We start from the raw sequence: 21638 nt of genomic DNA on the forward strand, positions 1-21638 counted from the left end.
TTGTTCAATCCCACGCTATCTATGTGTATCTTTTCTACCTTCTTGTAAATATTCCTTCCACTAGGGCAAATGCTCTATGGCTTTTTCCTTTTATCCGATGACTAACTGCGCTAAGATTCAGGATTCAATCACTCTACATCTACAATTGAAATCCGTCAAATCCTAAAAAGATGCCCAGTACCCTTTGAATTAGATTGAAATATAGCATTATACCGATGATAATGATCATTACTCCTGATAGGCCCTGTAGATATGGCAGCCATTTCATAACGATTTTGATCCGGAAAAAATAGTTTTTAAAGAACAAAGCCATTAATAAAAAAGGTACTGAAAATCCTAATGAATAGATGAACAGCAAGAAAGCCCCCTGACCAAGAGTGATGGTGGTACTTGCATATACTAAGATAGAAGCTAGAATTGGACCCGTGCAGGGAGTCCAGCCTGCCGTAAAAGCCACCCCCAAAATAAATGCGCCAATCGGTCCTTGGAAGGTATTTTGTAATAACGGGCGATATTCCCGTTCTAACCATTCTAACTTTACAATTCCTAATAAATGAATTCCCATAATCACCATGAAGATTGCACCAATTTGGCGAATCGCGTCTTGGTAATCCAGAAAAAGCTGTCCAAAATAAGAAGCCGTAGCTCCCATCATTATAAATACTAGGCTAAGTCCACTTAGAAAACAACTTATGCGCAGCAAAAACGGCCATGTGCTAACAGGCTTATTATCATGTATTTTTTCAGATTCTGCTCCTGTCAGAAATGCCATATACGTAGGCAGCAAGGGTAGTATGCAAGGAGATAAGAACGAAATGATGCCGGCAATAAAAGCTGTTAATAAAGTAACTTCATTATAATCCATGTCATCTCCCCTACAAACTGTTTATGATGCCATCTAGCTGATTCATCGTCATCGCCCCAGATTGCCGATGCTTTATAAAACCGTTTTTATCCACTATAATCGTAGTGGGGATTGCAGTAATTTGAAATTGTTTAGCAACTATGCCATCTTTATCTAATAGGACGGGCATGGTATAATTATGCTTATTCATAAAACCCCTTACATTTTCTTGAGATTCCTGCAAGTTAACAGCATAAAATTGTACCTTTTGCTGATTTTTCTTAGCAAACTTCTCTAATTCAGGCATTTCTTCTAAACAAGGTGGACACCAGGTAGCCCAGAAATTAATGACAGTAATCCTGCCGGTTTTCCCAACAGTAACTTGATTGCCTGCCAAGCTATCAAGAGTAAAAGATGGTGAATTCTTTCCCACTTTTACATCAATTTTTCCATCTGGTGGCTGTGTTTGTGGTGTTGGCTCTTTCTCGAAGAACCCAACATACCAAACTCCTGCAAAGGCTAAAAGTACCAGCAACGTAATAAACAGTTTTTTTCTCATCGCATCTGCCTCATCTCATTAATATTATCTTATGATTTGTTTAATAACCAAATTTTGTTATACTATAGACACAAGCTGAACGTACAAAAATAAAACCATACTAGGAGGGCTTTATGCACCAATATCTTTTTTTTATCGGCGACTTCCCAATTCGGGCCTATGGCTTAATACTTAGCTTAAGTATTATTCTTGCAACAGGCACAGCATATTTTTTAGCAAAACAAGATGGCCGCTGGCATGAACATGTTGTGGATATAGGAATTTATGGCGGCTTATCTGGAATTGTTGGCGCCCGCTTATGGGATGTCTTTTTCTTTGATTGGGATTATTACCAGCATCATCTATTAGAAATCCCTTTCGTTTGGCAAGGTGGAATGGCGATACAAGGCGGCATCCTTTTCGGTTTCCTTGCTGGATATATTTATACGAAACGTCATCACATTGATACCTGGGCCTTTGCTGATATTATAGCTCCAGCAATCATCATGGGGCAATCCATTGGGCGCATGGCAAATTTATTAAATGGCGATGCTTTTGGACATCCTACAGGTGGTCCTTTTGGTATTATCTATCCTGCAACAACCTTGGCTTATCAAGTGTATGGGGATAAACCTCTTTGGCCTGCTGAAATTTGGGAAGGACAAATTGACATCATCATTTTCGTTCTGTTACTACTCTTTCGCACTACCAACCATGCTAAAGGTCAGGTGTTTATTCTCTATGCCATTTTATACTCTATCGCTCGATTTTTCTTGGAATTTTTGCGAGGTGACTATGGCACACTGCTTTTAGGCTTAAAATCTGCTCAGTTAACCAGCCTTGCCCTAATCATTATCGGCAGTATCTTTTTTGTGTGGTGCGGTTTAAAACAAAAGTCACAACCTTCGGAACCTAAAAAACAAAAAGGGAAAAAATAATTATCATTTATAGTATAACATTTAGATCATTTGTCAATCTATTAAATATACAATTTTTAAAAAATACAGCCTCAAAACCGAAAGGTTTGAGACTGTATTTTTTACTTTTCGTAGACGGCAATTACTTCAATTTCCACACTTACATCACGAGGCAGTCTGCCAACTTGTACGCATGCTCGAGCTGGTGGCTCCGTTTTAAAATACTCTGCGTAAACTTTATTCATGGCAGCAAAATCTTCCATGTCTTTTAAAAATACACTCGTTTTTACAACATGTTCAAAGAGCAGTCCCTCTTTTTCTAAAATTGCCTTAAGATTATTTAGTACCTGATAGGTTTGTGATTCAATTCCACCATAAACAATCTGTCCTGTCATCGGATCTAAAGGTATTTGTCCTGAAACAAATAAAAATCCATTGGCCTTAATTGCCTGTGAATAAGGTCCAATCGCTTGAGGAGCAAAATCAGTATTAACTACAGTCTTCATATTCATTCTCCTTTAATTTTGACTTTAATATCTTATTATTTTCGTTGTGAAGAAAAAAACTCCTGTAATTTTAGGTTAAAAATTACTTTTAGTTGTAAATTTCAAATTACAATATCCACAGCATATAGATCGTATGTACTATGATTCCACTTTGGCAAATAGCTTATTGGCTAGAAGAATTCCTGTAGGTGATGCAGCCAGCCCGCCTTGAGCGGTTTCTTTCAAGGTACAAGACATTGCATTCCCAACTGCAGCCATAGCATCAATTACTTCATCAACAGGTATGACACTGCAAATTCCAGCTAATGCCATTTCAGCAGCTACCATCGCTTGAGCGGCGGCTCCTGCATTACGTTTTACACAAGGTACCTCCACTAATCCAGCTACCGGATCACAAACTAATCCCAACATATTTTTTAAGGTAATCGCAACTGCATGCCCCACTTGCTCTGGACTGCCCCCATATAGTTCTACAGCTGCACCAGCTGCCATAGCGGCAGCCGAGCCGCACTCAGCTTGACAACCGCCAGCCGCTCCTGACAACGAAGCTCTGGAGGCAATCACCATGCCAATAGCACCTGCCACTATCAAAGATTTCCCAAGTTCTTCCATGGAAGAACCACGAGTTTCGGCCAAGGAAAATAAAACAGCCGGCAAGGTACCGCTGGCACCTGCCGTAGGAGCAGCCACAATACGCCCCATGGAAGCATTCGCTTCTCCTACAGCCAGAGCAATCATTATAGCTTTAGACATCACACTGCCTACAACACTCTTATCAGCAGATTCGGCCCTGTAAGTCTCTACTTTTTTTCCATTACCACCAACCAGACCTCCCATAGAAGTAATACCTGTAAGACCAATCACAACAGACTGCTCCATTACATGTAGCATTTCCTCCATGCGCTCTAGTAAGACTCTTTTGTCCATCTCTAACTCTTTTGCTTGGAATTCTATACAAAAATCACCAAAACTTTTATTTTCTGTTTCTGCTAGATCAATCCATTCTTGCAGAGATAACTTTTCTTCCATACTTTTTTCACCTCATCACTTTACCATCTTATACTAACTGAATACGGCGCACCGATTGTATATGAGGCAACTTTCCAATGACCTCAAATGCTGCATCGTCAATTGGCTGATCAGTCTCAACAATCATAGCCGCTAAACCACCTTTTTGTTTACGAAATACCTTCATCTGCGCAACATTCACACCTTGTGTAGACAAAATACTTGTAACTAAGGCAATGGCACCAGGACGATCACGGTGCATTGTCAAAATGGCTGGGAATTCACCACTAAATTCTACAGGAAAATCATCTATATTCGTAACCACAACACGACCTCCACCAATAGAGGCCCCCGTTACTGTGCACTTATTTCCATTCACGCCCGTCAGCCAGAACCGAACCGAATTAGGATGAGACAAATCACCTAGGTTAATAGTGGTAAAAGAGATTTCAATTTCCGCCTCTTTTGCTGAATCGAAAGATTTTGGAATACGGATATCATCTGTTGCCCATCCCTGCAGACCTGCTGACAGAGCCAAATCGGTACCATGTCCTCGATACGTTTGAGCAAAAGAACCATGCAAGCCAATCACAGCCTCTTTCACGCCTTCCCCTAAAATAGCTAATGCTAAATTTCCTAAGCGCACTGCGCCAGCTGTATGGGAGCTGGAAGGACCGATCATGACTGGACCAATTACATCAAAAATATTCATTTAAATTTTCATCTCCTTCAAGATGCATGTAACTCAAAAACTCCTGAATGTACTCACCTGTTCATCTATTATCATATTAACATGTTTACTCTCCGCGGACAATAACACTTATAACTGGATCGTATACAATATGCTATTCATTTTCCTCCAAGCAATATACTTTTGCCTTGCAATCTCCTTAACCGATTACCAATTGATCACTCAATCATGTAATTAGGTTTACGTGTTTTTTTTTATATGTTACAGTATAAGTAAGAACTTCTATACTTTAAAGAGGGGGGTGTCATTATAAATAAGATCCGTATTATTTTAGCTGATGATCACGCTGTTTTACGTTCAGGATTAAAATCGCTGCTCAATAGTGATCCTCAATTTGAAGTAGTAGGAGAAGCAGAAAATGGCATTGAAGCGATCTCCTTGGTCAAATCTCTTGCTCCTGATGTTCTAATTCTTGACTTGTCAATGCCAGATATGAATGGTATTGATTGTATTAAAGAAATTCGCTCCCGAGGACTAACATGTCCTATTCTGGTTTTAAGTATGTACGATGATGAAGAATATATTAAGGAAGTCATGCGTTCCGGAGCCAATAGCTATGTCTTAAAAAAGTCAGCCGATACAGAATTGATGGAAAGTATTATTAATATCCATAAAGGTAAGCGTTATTTAAGTGAAAAGCTCTCCCAATCCTTATTGAATAATTTGCTTTATAACGACTCTGATACGTATGATCTGCAGCATCCATATAAAGTGCTCAGTGTACGTGAGCGTGAAGTGCTTCGCTTTCTGGCTCTTGGGCACACGAACAGCGAAATTGCCAATACTCTTTCTCTTAGTCCTAAAACCATTGACACCTATCGTTCACGGATTATGAATAAATTAAATATTCATAAAAAATCTGATTTAGTGAATTATGCAATTCAATATAAATTAATAACGATTTAATCTGTCATCATGATGTAGGGTTGCATCCTACATTCTTGTAGGATGCAACCCTACAGGTTTTTACTGTATATGCCTTATTTACTTTTTTTCATATTTAAGTGAAAATACAAATAGTTTGTATTTTTCAAACATGTTACAATGAAGGTATTATATTTTATCATCAAGGTTCCAATTAAAAGATAAAGGGGTTATTTAAAATGGAAAAACACCACATCAATGCGTTGAAAGAGATTGTTGGAGAAGAAAATGTATTGACAAGCGCCGAGGACTTATACTGTTACTCCTATGATGCAACACCTGGTCATGCTCACATGCCAGATGCAGTTGTATCACCAGCTAATACTGCAGAGACTTCTAAAATTTTAAAACTGGCTAACGAAAATCATATCCCAGTATATACCAGAGGATCAGGCACTAACCTTAGCGCAGGCTGTGTCCCTACAAAAGGTGGTATTGTATTATTAATGACTCGCCTAAATAAAATTTTAGAAGTTGATTTAGAAAACCTAGTAGCTGTAGCAGAACCCGGTGTTATTGTGGCTGACTTAAATAAAGAAATAGCTTCATTAGGTCTTATTTATCCTCCTGATCCTGGTACTGTGGCAACTGCAACTTTAGGCGGCACGGTAGCAGAAAATGCAGGTGGCTTGCGTGGTCTAAAATACGGCGTTTCTAAACATTATGTTATGGGTTTAGAAGTTGTCTTAGCAAACGGGGATATTATGAATACAGGCGGAAAAAATGTTAAAGATGTTTCTGGTTATGATATGACCAAACTCTTTACTGGATCAGAAGGCACCTTATGTGTCATCACTAAAATTATTTCCAAACTAGTCCCTGCACCAGAAGCCAAAAAAGCTATGATGGCAATCTTTAAAGATCTTGATAATGCTGGCAAAGCAGTTTCCGCTATTATTGCAGCAAAAATCATCCCTGCCACTCTAGAAATTATGGATAACGCTACAATTCGTACCGTAGAAGATTATGCGAAAGTAGGCCTGCCACTAGATGCAGAAGCCGTACTTTTAATTGAAGTCGATGGCAACCCCATCGTTGTAGAAAAAGAAGCTGAAAAAGTTATGGAAGCTCTTAAAGCAAATCATGCTGATTTTGTACAAATCGCTAAAGATGATGCTGAACGCGATAAGTTGTGGGCCGCTCGTCGTGCTGCTTTGCCAGCTTTGGCCAAACTTCGTCCTACCACCTATGTAGAAGATGCCACTGTACCTCGTAATAAAGTACCTGATTTCCTTCGTGAAGTAAGCAGCATTGCAAAAAAACATAATGTGACAATCGGTACCTTCGGTCATGCTGGCGATGGCAATATGCACCCTACAATTGTGTGTGACATTCGTATTCCAGAAGAAATGGAACGAGTTTACCAAGCTATGGATGAAATGTTTAAAGCGGCAATTGCTCTAGGCGGTACATTAAGTGGCGAACACGGCATTGGTCTTGGCAAACTACCATGGATGGAACAGCAACATGGCCTAGTAACCATGAATGCGATGAGATCAATCAAGCGCGCACTTGATCCTAACTTGATTTTAAACCCAGGAAAATTAGTGGGAGAGTGTTAATATGACTGAAAGAATAACAGCTAAGGATATAAATGAACAAGATAAAGCTTTATTATCAGACCTTCAAGATGCTCTTGCCAATTGTATGAAATGCGGCAATTGCATGGAAGTCTGCCCTGTATATAAAGAAGTTGGTAAGGAAGCTGCGGTAGCACGTGGTAAATTATCGTTAATGGAAGGAGTTCTTAAAGGCTCAATTCCCCTTTCTGCTGCCTTTGATACGGCCATGTCCAAATGCGTTTCGTGCAAAGCTTGTACAGCAAAATGTCCTTGTGGCGTACCAGCTGATGAATTAATCCTCCGTGGACGCCAAGCTGCTGTAAAAGCACGTGGTCTGCACCCTATTAAGAAAAAAGTATTTGCCCTCTTAAAAAATAGACATCTATTTGACTTTTCTCTACGAATGGCAGGTATCTTTGGCCCATTATCTTTTAAAAAAATCCCTGGCAAAATGGCAGCCTTAGCCCGTTTTCCAATGCCAGGAATGGACTATAAAAGGGTAACAGCTCCTTTTGCCTCCACTCCTCTTAGAAGCCAATATCCTGAAGTAATAAAAGTTGACAGACCTACAATGCGAGTTGGATTCTTTACTGGCTGTACAATCAACTATATCTATACTGATGTTGGACAATCCGTCATCAATGTTTTAAAAGAAAATAATATAGAAGTAACACTGCCTAGTATGCAGCACTGCTGTGGTACACCGGTGTATATGTCTGGCGACGTAGATTCTGCTAAAATACTAGCCAAACACAATATCGAAACTTTTGACAGCTACAACTTTGACTACATTGTCTCCGCTTGCGGTTCCTGTACAGAAGCTTTCCGCATTGAATTTCCTCATCTTTTTCATGATGATCCAAAGATGAGTGCTATGACTGAAAAACTTGCTAAGAAAACCTATGAAATTAGTGAGTTTCTCATTGACATTGTAAAAATTGATAAAACAAAACTAGGTCCGGTAAATGCTACTGTGACAATGCATGATCCATGCCATATGGCACGAGGCATTAAAGTCACTAAACAGCCTCGGGAGGTTCTAAAATCGATCCCTGGCTTACGCTTTGTCGAAATGAAAGCACCTGATCGCTGCTGCGGTTCAGGAGGTTCCTTTAGCTTGGGTAACTACGAACTTTCTCGTAAGATTAATGATAAGAAAATTGCTGACATTGCATCTACTAATGCTGATACAGTAGTAACTAGTTGTGGAACTTGCCGAATGCATTTGACAGATGGTCTATTCCAAAATAACATGAATCAAGACGCTCTTCATGTCATTCAAGTCCTAGACAGATCCTACAAAGCGGGTCATCGAAAGTAATACGAAAAACTTTAAAATGAATTGAACCACAAAGACGCAAAGGACACAAAGGGGACTATTTATATTTCTCGTGCACTCCTTTGTGTGCCGCACAGCGGCATTGTGCCTTGTGGTTCATTACTTTTTTATACATCCTATTGACTAAAAAAACTTAAACAAAAGGAGTATAGCTTTTGCTATACTCCTTTTGTTTATCTTATTATATTTGGAACTTATTAACTTCTCCCTGCAAATCCATTGCTAATTTAGCCAGCGCCTGACTAGAGGATGCGATTTCTTCCATAGATGCTGATTGTTCCTCTGTTGCAGCCGATACTGCCTGGGCTTCGCCAGATGCTTTCTTACTCAAATCATCCATTAAATTATTTTTCCGATGTCATGAAGTAAAGCCGCTGCTGGCATTAGTTGGATGATCTGAAATGAAAGACCAAGCCTTACTGCAAATCCAACTGCAAGTTTCGCAACCCTACAAGAATGTTTGGCTGTAGAGAGATTATAATTGACTATCAATTGAAATAGATAGGCTATTACCTCAGACTTTGGAAAAATAGTAGCGTTATTGGGCATGCAGACCTCCTAAAAATACAAGTTTAATGTAACACAATTTACTTATGTTACATTAAACTTGTATTTTTAGGAGATAGATTTAGTATAATTCTCACTTATTTAGCAAACGATTTTAACTATTTCCTAAGAATAACAAAAAAATATTCATATTTTCAAAAAAATAAAGTCGTAAAAGAAGGAAAAAACATGAATGACGTAATATATCAAAATTAGGCATATCGAGGTAACATAAGTAAATTATGTTACCTCGATATGCCTAATTTTTTCATCTATAATATGATTTTCATCTATAAATGAATATAAAATTCGTCTTTATGAAGCACTTTTTATTTATAAAGAAGGAAGCCTGCAAGCAGGCTTCCTTCTTTATTGATAATTACAATGCCTTAACAACATTTTGTTATACTTCCATAATAATGGGTAAAATCATAGGACTGCGGCGAGTCTTCTCATACACAAATTTACTTAAAGCATCCCGTACGCTGCCTTTTATCGATGCCCATTCTATCACTTTATTCGCTTCACAATTAGCCAAAACCTGTTTGACTTTTTGTTTGGCTTCAACCATTAATTGCCCCGACTCTCGCACATAAACAAATCCCCGAGAAACGAGATCCGGTCCAGCCACAACACAACCACTTTCTTTGTCCATGGTTATTACAACAATAAGTACACCATCCTGAGATAATTTACTTCGATCTCTCATAACAATATTACCCACATCACCTACACCTAAACCATCAACAAATACTTTACCTGAGGTTACCTTACCAGCCAATTTTCCTGTTATAGTGCCGGCATCTTTGCTAAACTCAAAGACCTGTCCATTACTGCCAATAAAAATATTCTCTTTGGCAACGCCCAAATCTTGAGCAAGTTTTCCATGGCTCATTAACATTCGATACTCCCCATGCACTGGAATGAAATATTGAGGTCGCACCAAAGTCAGCATCAATTTCAATTCTTCTTGGCTAGCATGTCCAGAAACATGAATACCAGCAGAACGTTCGTGAATAACTTCCGCTCCTAAGCGCAGCAGAGCATCAATGGTCTTTGATACTGATTTTTCATTTCCTGGAATCGGTGAAGCAGAAATAATAACGGTGTCACTAGGATATATTTCAACTTTTCGATGATCATTCATTGCCATACGTGTCAAGGCTGACATAGGCTCTCCTTGACTTCCTGTTGACAAAATTAAAATTTGATTGCCTGGGTAATTTTTAATTTCATCAATATCAATTAACACACCTTCAGGCACTGTTAAGTATCCAAGCTCTGTAGCAATATTTACAACATTGATCATACTTCGTCCAATAATTGCCACTTTTCGGCCATATTTACAAGCAGAAGTAATCGCTTGCTGCACCCTTAGAACATTAGATGCAAAGGTTGCCAGAAGAATTCGCCCTTTTGCTGCATTAAAAGCTTCATCAAGGGCAAGACCCACCTGACGCTCTGACTTCGTAAAACCAGGCCTTTCCGCATTCGTGCTGTCGGACATTAAAACCATTACGCCTTCATCGCCCAGTTCAGCAAACTTATGAAGATCCATTACCTTACCATCAACTGGTGTGTAATCAATTTTAAAATCTCCAGTATGGACAATAGTACCAACTGGGGTTTTAAAATACATCCCTACAGAATCAGGAATAGAATGGCTCACCCGCATAAATCCCACTTGAATTTTACCAAATGTTATCTGATCTCCTGGCTTTATGGAAATCAATTTATAATTTGCCACATTATTTTCCTTCAAGCGGCACTCAGCCAGTCCCATTGCAAGGCGCGTACCATAGACAGGTACATCAATCTGCTTGAGTAAATAAGATAAAGATCCAATGTGATCTTCATGACCATGAGTAATGACAACTGCCCTTATCTTATCCTGGTTTTCAAGAAGATAGGATATATCGGGTATCACTAAATCAATCCCTAACATATCATCCTCTGGGAATGCCAGCCCAGAATCAAGTATGACAATATCATCCTCATATTGAATAACCGTCATGTTTTTCCCTATTTCGCCCAATCCACCCAGTGGAATAATAGCGAGCTTATTTTGTTTTTCCAAAAAAAAATACCTCCATTATTTGAGTTTGTATATTTAACTTTGTTTTCACCAATAGACGTTCCGTAAGTCACCCCACCAAGATAAAAAAATGGCTGACTTCATCCAAATGTTCATAAATGAAAATATCCGCTCACAACCCATTACCTACATTGTACTTGATCTTTCTACAATATACAAGCATTCCCTCATTTAGCAGATAATATTTACTTATAATTGAGCCAAATTAGAGTTTCTCCAATTTTCTCCCAAAGGAATTTCTACAGAAAGTTTAGTTCCTTGACCAATAACAGACGTAATCGTAAAGGTTCCTTCTACTAAGGCTACCCGTTCACCTATGCCGTAGATTCCTAAACAAGTACGACTATGAGTATTTTTAACCATTTTCGTATCAAATCCTACACCATTATCCTGGATCATTAACATAAGTTTGTCCTGTCTTTTGTTTAATGATACCCAAACCTCCGTTGCCTGCGCATGCTTCACAATATTCGTTAACGCCTCTTGCAAAATTCGGTATAACGTAATCTCAACTTCTGGTGAAAATCGCTCTCTAGACAAATTACTAAAATCGATATGTAAAGAAATTTCATATTGCTTAGCATAATTTTCTATATACTTTTTAGCTGCAGCAACTAGTCCTAAATCATCTAATAGTACAGGGCGCAGTTCAACTGCAATATGATGAACCGCTTCTAGAGTTGTAACAGCAAGGTCACGTATTTTTAATATTTTTTCTTTATCTTCACTGCTTTCTACCTGCTCAGCCAGCATACGCAAACCTACAATAATCGAGGTAAGAGATTGGCTTGTTTCATCATGCAGCTCGCGGGAAATTCTTTTACGCTCTTCTTCTTGTACCGTGATAATTTTATTTAAGAATACAGAACGTAATTCTTCTTTTTCTTGTAATGCTCCTACTAACTTTTCCTGCTGGGCATTCGACTGCACATTGGCCTCTACAAAGCGTGCTGCTAATCGGGCATAAGGTCCTGCCGTTTTTTGATCCCCTGTAATACCAATTACCCCGATACATCGGTTCTCAAACATGATGGGTACATTATATCCTTGCCGTATACCCTTTAGATAGCATTCTTCTTCTTTTGTGACATAAAATTCTTTTACAACTCCAGCGCCAAGCATTCTAGCCCCTGATTCATGTACTTGCCCAATCCGCTCTCTACTAAAAGATGCAATAATCACACCTTGATCATCAAGGATATTTACATTTTTATTTAATTCAGCAGCAACGATATCAACTAAGGATTGAGCAAATTCTGCATCCATCCGTCCATATGTATTGTTCATAATTCAATCCTCCGCAATGACTTTTAACATACATTTTTTTATTCCCTTTTGTAAAGACTCTTTACTTTCCTATAGTAAAGGTTTCTAATACGAATCTAATGATTGACAACTAATCCGATATTGATTAAAATAAGCAAGAAATTAAATATGTTGTGATTATAGAGGCGCAAATATTATCAGTATATGTAGTGAGCTGGCAGCAATGAACTATATAGAAAGGAATAATTGCCGAAACAAAAGGAAATGCCATTTCTTGTTGTTGGGCTTGTATTAAATAAGTACAAGACTGTCATCAAAAAGATTCTTTTAGATGAAGTGCTATCTCACGCAAGCGTTAGTTTATTCTTTGGAGTAAATTTTTTGGTTGTGAGATAGATCACAACCATTTTTGTTTTAAATCGAATAGGAGGTCAAATATGTCAAATTCTACAGTGAATCTTAAAGATTTATGTCCTGAAAAAGAAGGACTCAAACGCGGCATGAACTCACGGCATCTCATGATGATATCCATTGGTGGTACAATTGGTACCGGACTCTTTCTAGGATCGGGTCAAACTCTTAATCAAGCAGGTCCCTTAGGTGCCGTTCTTGCATATCTAACCGGCGGTTTTATCATGTATCTAGTATTGCTTTGCTTAGGAGAACTCACCTCAGCCATGCCTGTTTCTGGTTCTTTCCAAAGTTATGCTTCACGTTTTATTTCTCCTGGTGCTGGCTTCACTACCGGCTGGCTGTATTGGCTGAATTGGGCCATTTGTATTGCTGCCGACTTTACTGCTGCGGGTATTATCATGCACAATTGGTTTCCGCAAATTGCTATTTGGATATGGTGCGGTTTTTTTGCTATTATGCTTGCTTTACTAAACATCATTTCTGTAAGGGCTTATGGCGAAGCTGAATTTTGGTTTGCTAGTATTAAAGTAACCGCTATTTTAGCATTTATTGTCGCAGGTGCAGGTTTGCTCTTTGGCTTTTCCAGTCATTCCGTCCCTATTGTTGGCTTATCCAACTTTAATACGGAAGCAGGTTTATTTCCTAATGGATTTCAAGCTGTATTTTTAACTATGATTGCTGTAGTATATTCTTTCCAAGGTGCTGAACTTGTCGGTATCGCAGCCGGCGAATGCCAAGATGCCAGTAAAAATGTCCCTCGTGTTATTAAAGGTATTACCTTTCGGATTATTTTTTTCTATGTGTTGGCAATGATCGTACTGGCAGGTATTATCCCTTGGCAAGAAGCCAGTGTTTTAGAAAGTCCTTTTGCTCATGTATTCGGCATCTTAGGTTTTCCTTTAGCTAAGGATATTATGAGTTTCGTTGTTATGACTTCAGCTTTATCTGCAGGCAATTCAGCCTTATATGCCTGCTCTCGCCTTCTTTGGTCTATGTCTAAAGAAGGCTTAGCACCAAAATGTTTAGGTACATTAAATTCTCGCGGTGTTCCTGTCAATGGGGTTTATATTACTGTTATCTTGGCGTGTATGTCTTTACTCACTAGTGAATATGCTGCCGATACAGTGTACCTGTGGCTTATGTCTAGTACAGGACTGACTGGCTGCCTGATCTGGGTTATTATTGCCTGGTGTCAGCTCAACTTCCGTAGAGAATTTTTCCGTCTAGGCGGCAAAATAGAGCAGCTAAAATTTCGGACTCCCTTTTATCCTCTGGTTCCAATATTAGCTTTAGTATTGAACCTTGGGGTCATATGTAGCTTGTATTTTGATGAATCCCAACGAATTGTTTTATATACAGGTCTTCCTGCATTATTAGGTGTCTATTTATACTATATTTTATTCTTGGACAAGAAAGTTAGCGCAGCTAAAATTAAAGAAAAAATGGGCTAAAAAACCTTGACGCGTTTTTTTAAAATTTAGTATAGTAAAAAGTGGTGGTCTCGGCTATGAGGTCACCACTTTTTTATTTCATATCTTGAGATAAGTGTGTATCGAAAGGCAAAACTTACTATGGAAGTGCACCCGTAGTTCTGTGTTATAATGTTATGTAAACAAAATAGAAAGTTGGAGGCACATTCATTATGGATTCTTTCTCTCATGCACTTGTTGGCATCGCGATTGCAGGATTATCTGGTCATCCTTTGTCCATTTATGATCCGATTTATCTAGCTGCTATTCTTGGCTCGCAAGCGCCGGATTTTGATATCATTGCACAAATTAAAGGAAAATTCTCTTATCTTAGGCAACATCGTGCTTTTTCTCATTCCATCCCGGGCTTAGTTCTATGGTCGTTCCTGATCAGTGCAGTTTTATCTATTATTATGCCACAAGCTAATTTCCTTACCTTATTGGGATGGACTTTCTCTGGTAGTTTATCTCATATCATTATGGATTATTTTAATACCCATGGCGCTGCTATCTTATGGCCAATTCAAAAAGAACGCAAAAGCTTACAACTTTTAAATGTATTTGATCCTATACTATTCGTGCTATTACTCAGTGTATACGCTTTCGATTTTACAATGTTCACATTATCGTGCCTTACGTTTATCATTCTTACAGCATATATATTTTTTAGAATGGTCTTGCGCAAAAAAGCAACAAAACAGCTTCATCGGTTATTTTCCCAACGAGATATTTTGCAAATCACTGTCATGCCATCATTGAAACGCATATTATTCTGGGATTTTGTTTTAGAAACCAAAAATGCTTACTTGGTCGGACAATTAGGAACCATTTCCCCGGCATTAAAACTTCATGCTGATTTAGTAAAGCAAAAGGACCTTTCGATTCTTACTTTGCAAGCAAAAAAAACGCTAATAGGAGACTTTTTTGCTACCTTTACGCCCTTTATTTATTTCGAAGAACAGAAAAATCCTCATTCCATCTCGGTTACAATTTATGACCTTCGCTATGTTTTAGATAAACAATTTCTTCATCGGGCTACTATTATTTTCGATCATAATAGTAACCATCCCACTACTTCTTATCTTCATACTTACGGCAGCACTACCCAGATCCCTTGTGACTTACACTAAAATTTACTATTCATAGTGTGGAAAAGCCCCAACTATTTATCAAAATTGCTATAAAAGTTAGAGAATGGACGATTTTTATTTGATTCCTTTATTATTAAAAAATTGTCCATACTCCTTATCACGTACTAAAATATGCTTAGTAATCCACTCTTTAAGAAACATAAAGGTCGGAAAAGACAATGCCGCCGCCCCTTTTTTATGCTGGTCTAAGAATTTATTCACTTCGGCTATATAAGATCCATGTTCTTTTTTATGCTCTAAATATTGAGGATAACCCAACTGTATCATTAATTCTTCTTCTGCGGAAAAATGATACTTCACATAGTCTAATAATTCAACTAAGGTATGTTGCGTTAATTCTCTTTCTTCTTCCAAATTTTCACATTCAAACACACGATGATATACATTATTGAATAAAGTCAGTAATTTTTTATGATCATCATCAAATCTTTGAACTTTTGTTGAAAAGCTTTCATCCCATTCAAAAAACTCCATATTTAGTTCCTCCATTTTACTTGCATTCTCTTTGTCATTTACCTAAAAGAGACAAGTTCCTACCTGCTCATTATATAATTTATCCACTAAAATATAAACATTTTTTCTGGAAAAGAGAGCTAAACAATACCGTTTTTCTCTTTTATTTATGAGCAAATTTATCAATTAATTGTTAAATAGAGACTATTTTTATAATTTTTATAATTTTTTTTTAAATTTAGTAAAAATCCTCTTTACTTTTATATCAATTCAGCGTATGATTTAGAAGCACTTAAATAGATCGATTGGATTTCTCATCTTTCTTGTTAACGTAACTTTAACAAGAGACAATGAATATTCTCATTACCTATTTTAGTAACAGATTTTAGGAGGCTATACAACACATGAACCAAGACAAAACTTTAACTTGCCGCGATTGCGCAGACCAATTCGTATTCTCAGCTTCAGAACAAGATTTCTTTGCTGAAAAAGGCTTTACTAACGAGCCAGGACGTTGCCCTTCATGCAGAGCAGCTCACAAACAAAGAAACGGTAACGGTGGCGGTCGCAACAGCAGCTTCCAACAACGTGAAATGCATGATGCAACTTGTGCAGCATGTGGCGTTCAAACACAAGTTCCTTTCCGTCCAAGTGGTGATCGTCCTGTTTATTGCAGAGATTGCTTTAGCCAGAACCGCTAGGATGTCAGAGTCCCTGTCTATGACAGGGACTTTTTTATTTCCTTAGAATTTGACTCCTTTACTTAAATTCAATTAGATCTTGTCGCTAGAGATTCTCCTAAGACGAAAACCGATTGGACAATTGTGAAAATAGGTACCAAATTAACAAATACTGCAGCACGAGATGCACCAATTTTTTCAATCGCAAACAATTGAATTAAATATCCTAATACAGACGCAAATATACTCATATATGCAATTGACAACCAGCCAGCTACACTAGTTTTAGATAAATAAGATGTAGGATTTTCTGCTATTACAAAGGGTATGGATATGACTACACAAACTAAAAATGTGTAGGCTGTCACCATTAATGGTGACAAACAATACTTCTGCATAAAAGAACGACTTAAAAGAGCATATAATGCCCAATTAAAAACAGCACTAAACATGAGTATATCCCCAAGATTAAAATTAAACGTAGAGATCAGCAGCCAATCTGCATTCGTTACAATCAGAAAGACACCTGAAAAAGAAAAAATAATGCCAACTAAACGTTTTGGTGTCATATGTTCCTTGAAGAATAAAACCGCCATAAGAGTTGTCAATACTGGATTGGTTGCACCAATCAAGGAAGAATTAATTGCTGTAGTATATCGTAATGCACTAAAAAATAAGACATGATAAAAAAAGGTACCTATAATCCCTAATATAGTAAGAGGCAGCCACTGATTTCTTTTCGGTAACCACTTCTCCCTCTCCCTACTGTATAACAAAAAGAATATAAACGGTAATGCAAGCAAAAAACGAAAAAAGGTCAGAGCAAAGGGCGGAAATTGCAGTACTGCGATTTTCCCTGTTATAAATGCACCCGACCAGAAAAGAGCTGTAAAGACCATTAGTAGACAAACTTTATTTTCAGACATTCGTAGTCTCCTTATCGTATCTCTTCGTAAAATTATTTCGTTACTCTTAATAAATGTTTTACTCTCGCCTGCCTTTATAATAAAATATAGTAATAAAAGAATGGTAGGGAGGTTTTTTTATGGCTGGCTGTAATGAACAAAATTGTACCTGTCCAAAGGCAGATTGCGAACGCCACGGTAAATGCTGTGAGTGTATCAAATTCCATCGTAAAAAAGAAAATCTTGTATATTGTTTACGGAAGTTAGGAACGAAGAATTAATTATATTTTTATGTAAAGGAATAAGAAGGCTTTTACTAAAGACTAGTAAAAGCCTTCTTATTATTTATATGTATGAATTACAGTACAATGATTGCAAAACCTCTTCTTACGGATAGTCTCCCATACCTGGATATCATTTGCAAATTGCTATAACACTTATCGTAAATGACCAGAAGAATTGACAGAAAACGTTCCGACCCCTTCCATTCCTTTAACGGAGAATCCTTTACTGATAATATTACGCAAGGCTACTCTACTGCGATGAAGGCGGGACTTGACCGCATTGATAGTAATATTTAGGATTTGTGCAATTTCTGAACTTGAAATTCCTTCAATATCATGTAAAACAAGAAGAATCCTCTGGTTTTCGGGCAATTTTAAAATAGCCTGCTGAACCAAGTACTGCTTATACTTAACCTCACACATTCTATCCGGATCTTCATTTGGCTGCTCGATGGGCAACATCATCGAGTGGTATAAACTCTCATCCCATTCTACCTGATTTGCAGTTTGATTCCTTTTCTTACGAAAGTTAAAGCAAACATTTGAACCCAAGCGATACACCCAAGTGTATAAACTGGACTTTTCCTTAAAATTTGGCATAGACCGATTTACCTGGTATAGAATCTCTTGCAAAGCATCCATCGCATCATCATGATTCCCAGCATTTTATATGCTAAAGCATATAATCTAGCTTGGTATTGATTTATAAACAGCTTTAGTGCTTGATCATGATCACCTCGCCGATAGAATGAAAGGATCTCTTGGTCAATGGACTGTATAATCTCACTCATAATTACAATTCCTTTCCAGGGGATTTTTTCTAATTATATCATTATATGAGAAAGAAGTCAGCTTTGAGTCGCCGAGTATATCTTATAACGAATTTCCCGTAGTAATAAGACACTTGAAAGTAATAAGGCCAGTACTAGGGCAAGAGCAATAACAATAACGACTCCCTCCCACTCATACCAAAGCAAGAATTTTCCTCCGATTGTCCCAATTGTACTAGAGCCCAAGTAGAAAAAAAGCAGATATAAAGAAGCAGCCTGCGCTTTGTCAGAATGAGCACATTTCCCTACCCAACTGCTTGCTACAGAATGACTGCCAAAAAAGCCAAAGGTAAATAAGGCTACGCCCATAATCTTAATGGATAGACTTCCATGTACGGTAGTCAAACAACCTAGTAACATAATACCTATGGACAGACACAGCACTTTTGAACTGCCATTACTATCCGCCAGCTTTCCCATAAACGTAGAGCTAAAGGCTCCAATCAGATAAACAATAAAGATACAGCCAACCAGGGTTTGACTTAAATTGTAGGGCGGAGCCATTAAAGAGTAACCAATATAATTATATAAGGTTACAAATCCCCCCATAATTAAAAAACTAATACTATATAGCATGAGTAATTCTATATTCTGCAACTTTTTAGTCAAAGCAGCAAGCACTTCTCTCAAATCCCTTTTCTTTGGGGAGAAATTCTGGGATTTGGGTAAAGCAATCCAAAACCAAATACTCAATAATAGCCCAATTGCACTAATGCCAGCCACTGCAATATGCCATGTAGAAAAATCTGTCAATGTACTAACCATAATACGCCCAGCTAAACCGCCAACAGAATTTCCACTAATATAAATCCCCATTACCATACCTACTATTTTAGGGTCAAATTCCTCATTTACGTATGCCATGGCAATAGCGGGAAATCCTGCCAGCATGATTCCTTGCAAGATCCGTATTATGAGCAAGATGGAGAAGTTATTGCAAAAAGCAATTATAAGCCCTAATATGGCAGAGACTGATAACGATATTGCCATCACGATTTTCCTTCCCCTTGCATCAGAAAACCAAGAAACTAACAACATAAAAACTGCCATAATTCCTGTAGTAAGAGATATTGACAAACTCGCATAAGCTGGTGCTATATGAAACTCTTCTGAAAAAACCGGAATTAAGGGCTGCATGCAATAAAGCAAAGCAAACGTAACAAAGCTTCCTAAAAACATAGCTGATATCCCTCGCCAATATGCTGTACTATTCTTTTGTATATAGGTCTTCATAACCCACAGTCCTTTCTAATCAACGATCATTCTCTTTTTATCATATTAACCTCCAGAGTATCATCTGTCCAATGCATCATTTTTATATAATTAATGTGTTATAATTATATAAAGATATTTCCCAACGCATCATCTAACTTATATATTGAAATAAACATGACAAAAGGTGGTCAAGATATGGAGTGGCATCAACTGGAATACTTTAGATTAGTTGCCCAATTGCAGCACGTTACTCATGCTGCAGAACAATTATCGATTTCTCAGCCCGCTCTTAGCCGTTCTATCGCTAAACTTGAAGAGGAACTAGGATTTCCACTATTTGAACGTCGCGGTAAACACATTGTCCTCAATCGGTATGGAGTCATCTTTCTGCAGTATGTAGAACGATCGATACAAGAAATTGATGCAGGAAAACAAGTTATTCACGATTTAATACATCCTGACTATGGCAGCGTGTCCTTATCCTTTCTTCACTCTCTTGGTTCGAATCTTGTACCAAGTCTCTTAAGTAAATTCCGCTCCAAATTCCCAAATATACAATTTAAGCTTTATCAAAATGCTACCACTCTCCTCTTAGATCAACTAAAAGCAGGAGAAGTTGATTTATGTCTTTGTTCTCCTGTAACAACAAAAGACTATATGGAGTGGGAACCACTCTTTACCGAAGAGTTATTTGTTGTAGTTCCTTTTGGACACCGACTTGCCCAGCGAAAATCCATCGAGCTTAAAGAAATTGCCCTTGATCCAATTGTTACGTTTAAAAAAGATTATGGCTTACGTATTTTAACTGACCATTTCTTTAAAGAAGTAAATCTAAAGCCATTTATCACTTTTGAAGGTGAGGAAATTCTGACCGTTGCCGGTCTCGTCGAAGCTAAATTAGGAGTGGCACTCATTCCCCATGTTTTTGGTCTAGATAAAACCAATGTATCCTTTCTACCTGTTTCCAAGCCTCAATGCCAGCGGGTCATCGGAATCGCCTGGACAAAAGAACGTTATTTATCTCCCGCCGCTCAACGATTCAAAAACTTTGTAATACAATCTCTTTCTTAACCTCTACCTTAATCAAATAAACAAACGGCTTCTTCATCCATTGGTGAAGAAGCCGTTTGTTTATTTATATCCTACTATTTTTTCAGCTTTAAAAATATAGTTTTTGAATCTCTTTGATAACCTCTTCCCCACGACTTGACACCTGAGGAATTGAATAGCCAATAAATATAGGAGAAGTAACAAGCCTAGGCATAATTTTAGCAGAAATTTTACCTTCTAGCTGATAAAAAAATATATTATAACTATTACAGCGTTTATGAAAATGATTCAATAAATAATGCGCTATGACTTGTATATAATCCGCCATCTTGTCTACAGCCGATACATCTTTTAGCTTCACATTGAACTCACAAAATCCAATTTTCGGTTCTTTGGCAAGATTTAACTCCACCCCTCTGCTTTGATGAATCACAGTTCCATCCATCGTTTCCACTGGGATCCGCGGAGCATAATCAATCGTTCTTAAACCTACAATCTGCATATGAGGATGACGGATCGTACCTCCGGAAAAAGGACCATGATTCTTAAAAAAGAGTACCGATGCAAATTCTCTGCTTGCTATCATGTCTTGCCATTTTTCCATACTGAAGCGAAATAATTTATGCAAATGTTCTTTCGGATAAAGAGACAATTCCGAGTGGCATTGATCAGTTTCAATAATGACCGTTTGTAAGGTATCCCGCAAAACCGGGTATTTATTTTTTAAAAGTATAATTGTACCATCTTCTGCTAATACATGCTCTAACTTCTCCCTACAGCAAAATGGACATTTCACTTCTGTATTCACAATATTCTCTGGTTTAAAACTCCCAATCGCAGAGTCAAAAATTAAATGCTTCGCCATGTCTACCATATCTATCTCCTATCGAT

23 protein-coding genes, 1 pseudogene and 1 riboswitch are annotated in these 21638 nt (G+C 37.8%); of the genes and pseudogenes, 9 read left to right on the forward strand and 15 right to left on the reverse strand.

From position 1 onward, the window contains the following. Positions 1-139: 139 nt before the first annotated feature. Positions 140-865 (reverse strand): cytochrome c biogenesis CcdA family protein, encoded by a 726-nt coding sequence (locus tag LMF89_RS13740; protein WP_229535587.1) that lies wholly within the window; start codon positions 863-865, stop codon positions 140-142. A 10-nt stretch (positions 866-875) separates the two neighbouring features. Next, positions 876-1403, reverse strand: a complete 528-nt coding sequence (locus tag LMF89_RS13745) for a TlpA family protein disulfide reductase (RefSeq protein ID WP_229535588.1) — start codon at positions 1401-1403, stop codon at positions 876-878. Positions 1404-1516: 113 nt separating this feature from the next. On the opposite strand from LMF89_RS13745, the gene lgt reads away from it, so the two are divergent. Continuing rightward, entirely contained in the window at positions 1517-2320 is an 804-nt protein-coding gene (gene lgt, locus LMF89_RS13750) for a prolipoprotein diacylglyceryl transferase (RefSeq protein WP_229535589.1), read from the forward strand. A gap of 101 nt (positions 2321-2421) precedes the next feature. Here lgt and LMF89_RS13755 read toward each other — a convergent pair whose 3' ends face one another. From LMF89_RS13755 to sdaAB, 3 genes are all read right to left on the reverse strand, one after another. Then, positions 2422-2805 (reverse strand): RidA family protein, encoded by a 384-nt coding sequence (locus LMF89_RS13755; RefSeq protein ID WP_007953356.1) that lies wholly within the window; start codon positions 2803-2805, stop codon positions 2422-2424. A gap of 138 nt (positions 2806-2943) precedes the next feature. Then, complete coding sequence (sdaAA, locus tag LMF89_RS13760; RefSeq protein WP_229535590.1) at positions 2944-3834, reverse strand: L-serine ammonia-lyase, iron-sulfur-dependent, subunit alpha; 891 nt, start codon at positions 3832-3834, stop codon at positions 2944-2946. Between the two features lie 28 nt (positions 3835-3862). Further along, positions 3863-4525, reverse strand: a complete 663-nt coding sequence (sdaAB, locus tag LMF89_RS13765) for an L-serine ammonia-lyase, iron-sulfur-dependent subunit beta (protein WP_229535591.1) — start codon at positions 4523-4525, stop codon at positions 3863-3865. Between the two features lie 306 nt (positions 4526-4831). Here sdaAB and LMF89_RS26225 point away from each other — a divergent pair, with 306 nt between their 5' ends. The 3 genes from LMF89_RS26225 (at position 4832) to LMF89_RS13780 (ending at position 8371) form a co-directional block, all read left to right on the forward strand. Then, positions 4832-5470, forward strand: a complete 639-nt coding sequence (locus tag LMF89_RS26225) for a response regulator (protein ID WP_229535620.1) — start codon at positions 4832-4834, stop codon at positions 5468-5470. Positions 5471-5667: 197 nt separating this feature from the next. Next, positions 5668-7050 carry an FAD-binding oxidoreductase gene (locus tag LMF89_RS13775; protein WP_229535592.1) on the forward strand — a complete coding sequence of 461 codons (1383 nt, stop codon included), beginning with the start codon at positions 5668-5670 and terminating at the stop codon, positions 7048-7050. Position 7051: 1 nt separating this feature from the next. Next, the gene (locus tag LMF89_RS13780; RefSeq protein WP_229535593.1) at positions 7052-8371 is read left to right on the forward strand and encodes a (Fe-S)-binding protein; all 1320 of its coding nucleotides are present in this window, start codon (positions 7052-7054) and stop codon (positions 8369-8371) included. 199 nt (positions 8372-8570) lie between these two features. Here the strand turns inward: LMF89_RS13780 and LMF89_RS13785 are convergent. The 4 genes and pseudogenes from LMF89_RS13785 to LMF89_RS13800 all read right to left on the reverse strand — a co-directional run. After that, positions 8571-8729 (reverse strand): annotated as a pseudogene (locus tag LMF89_RS13785) (hypothetical protein); the annotation flags it as partial. Beyond that, on the reverse strand, positions 8729-8938 hold the full coding sequence (locus LMF89_RS13790) for an HD domain-containing protein (protein ID WP_229535594.1): 210 nt from the start codon (positions 8936-8938) through the stop codon (positions 8729-8731). The gene LMF89_RS13790 and the pseudogene LMF89_RS13785, both read right to left, overlap by 1 nt. Positions 8939-9338: 400 nt before the next feature. Then, positions 9339-11012 (reverse strand): ribonuclease J, encoded by a 1674-nt coding sequence (locus LMF89_RS13795; protein ID WP_007936343.1) that lies wholly within the window; start codon positions 11010-11012, stop codon positions 9339-9341. 207 nt (positions 11013-11219) lie between these two features. Then, entirely contained in the window at positions 11220-12317 is a 1098-nt protein-coding gene (locus LMF89_RS13800) for a sugar diacid recognition domain-containing protein (RefSeq protein ID WP_229535595.1), read from the reverse strand. A gap of 151 nt (positions 12318-12468) precedes the next feature. Then, positions 12469-12646, forward strand: a riboswitch (Lysine riboswitch). Positions 12647-12733: 87 nt separating this feature from the next. On the opposite strand from LMF89_RS13800, the gene LMF89_RS13805 reads away from it, so the two are divergent. Beyond that, a complete protein-coding gene (locus LMF89_RS13805; protein WP_007953137.1) occupies positions 12734-14161 on the forward strand; it encodes an amino acid permease in 1428 nt (475 codons plus the stop codon). Between the two features lie 191 nt (positions 14162-14352). Then, positions 14353-15309, forward strand: coding sequence for a metal-dependent hydrolase (locus LMF89_RS13810; protein WP_229535596.1), 957 nt, complete (start codon positions 14353-14355; stop codon positions 15307-15309). 75 nt (positions 15310-15384) lie between these two features. Here LMF89_RS13810 and LMF89_RS13815 read toward each other — a convergent pair whose 3' ends face one another. Continuing rightward, a complete protein-coding gene (locus LMF89_RS13815; protein WP_229535597.1) occupies positions 15385-15804 on the reverse strand; it encodes a bacteriohemerythrin in 420 nt (139 codons plus the stop codon). 383 nt (positions 15805-16187) lie between these two features. On the opposite strand from LMF89_RS13815, the gene LMF89_RS13820 reads away from it, so the two are divergent. After that, complete coding sequence (locus tag LMF89_RS13820) at positions 16188-16484, forward strand: zinc-ribbon domain containing protein (RefSeq protein ID WP_007936327.1); 297 nt, start codon at positions 16188-16190, stop codon at positions 16482-16484. 68 nt (positions 16485-16552) lie between these two features. Here the strand turns inward: LMF89_RS13820 and LMF89_RS13825 are convergent, their stop codons facing one another. After that, a complete protein-coding gene (locus LMF89_RS13825; protein WP_229535598.1) occupies positions 16553-17389 on the reverse strand; it encodes a DMT family transporter in 837 nt (278 codons plus the stop codon). 119 nt (positions 17390-17508) lie between these two features. Between LMF89_RS13825 and LMF89_RS13830 the strand changes: the two genes are divergently transcribed. Continuing rightward, complete coding sequence (locus LMF89_RS13830) at positions 17509-17649, forward strand: hypothetical protein (protein WP_229535599.1); 141 nt, start codon at positions 17509-17511, stop codon at positions 17647-17649. Positions 17650-17805: 156 nt separating this feature from the next. Here LMF89_RS13830 and LMF89_RS13835 read toward each other — a convergent pair whose 3' ends face one another. From LMF89_RS13835 to LMF89_RS13845, 3 genes are read right to left on the reverse strand one after another with little or no spacing between them, the layout of a single operon-like run. Further along, positions 17806-18252, reverse strand: a complete 447-nt coding sequence (locus LMF89_RS13835) for an RNA polymerase sigma factor (protein WP_229535600.1) — start codon at positions 18250-18252, stop codon at positions 17806-17808. Between the two features lie 8 nt (positions 18253-18260). After that, the gene (locus tag LMF89_RS13840; RefSeq protein WP_229535601.1) at positions 18261-18443 is read right to left on the reverse strand and encodes an RNA polymerase sigma factor; all 183 of its coding nucleotides are present in this window, start codon (positions 18441-18443) and stop codon (positions 18261-18263) included. A 57-nt stretch (positions 18444-18500) separates the two neighbouring features. Then, positions 18501-19715: an MFS transporter gene (locus LMF89_RS13845; protein WP_229535602.1), complete on the reverse strand. Its 1215-nt coding sequence runs from the start codon at positions 19713-19715 to the stop codon at positions 18501-18503. 177 nt (positions 19716-19892) lie between these two features. Here LMF89_RS13845 and LMF89_RS13850 point away from each other — a divergent pair, with 177 nt between their 5' ends. Next, positions 19893-20768 carry a LysR family transcriptional regulator gene (locus tag LMF89_RS13850; RefSeq protein WP_229535603.1) on the forward strand — a complete coding sequence of 292 codons (876 nt, stop codon included), beginning with the start codon at positions 19893-19895 and terminating at the stop codon, positions 20766-20768. An 88-nt stretch (positions 20769-20856) separates the two neighbouring features. Here the strand turns inward: LMF89_RS13850 and LMF89_RS13855 are convergent, their stop codons facing one another. Then, positions 20857-21621 carry a DUF4931 domain-containing protein gene (locus LMF89_RS13855; protein WP_229535604.1) on the reverse strand — a complete coding sequence of 255 codons (765 nt, stop codon included), beginning with the start codon at positions 21619-21621 and terminating at the stop codon, positions 20857-20859. Positions 21622-21638: the final 17 nt, after the last annotated feature.

It is taken from the genome of Pelosinus baikalensis (genome assembly GCF_020819555.1).
Classification (GTDB): domain Bacteria; phylum Bacillota; class Negativicutes; order DSM-13327; family DSM-13327; genus Pelosinus; species Pelosinus baikalensis.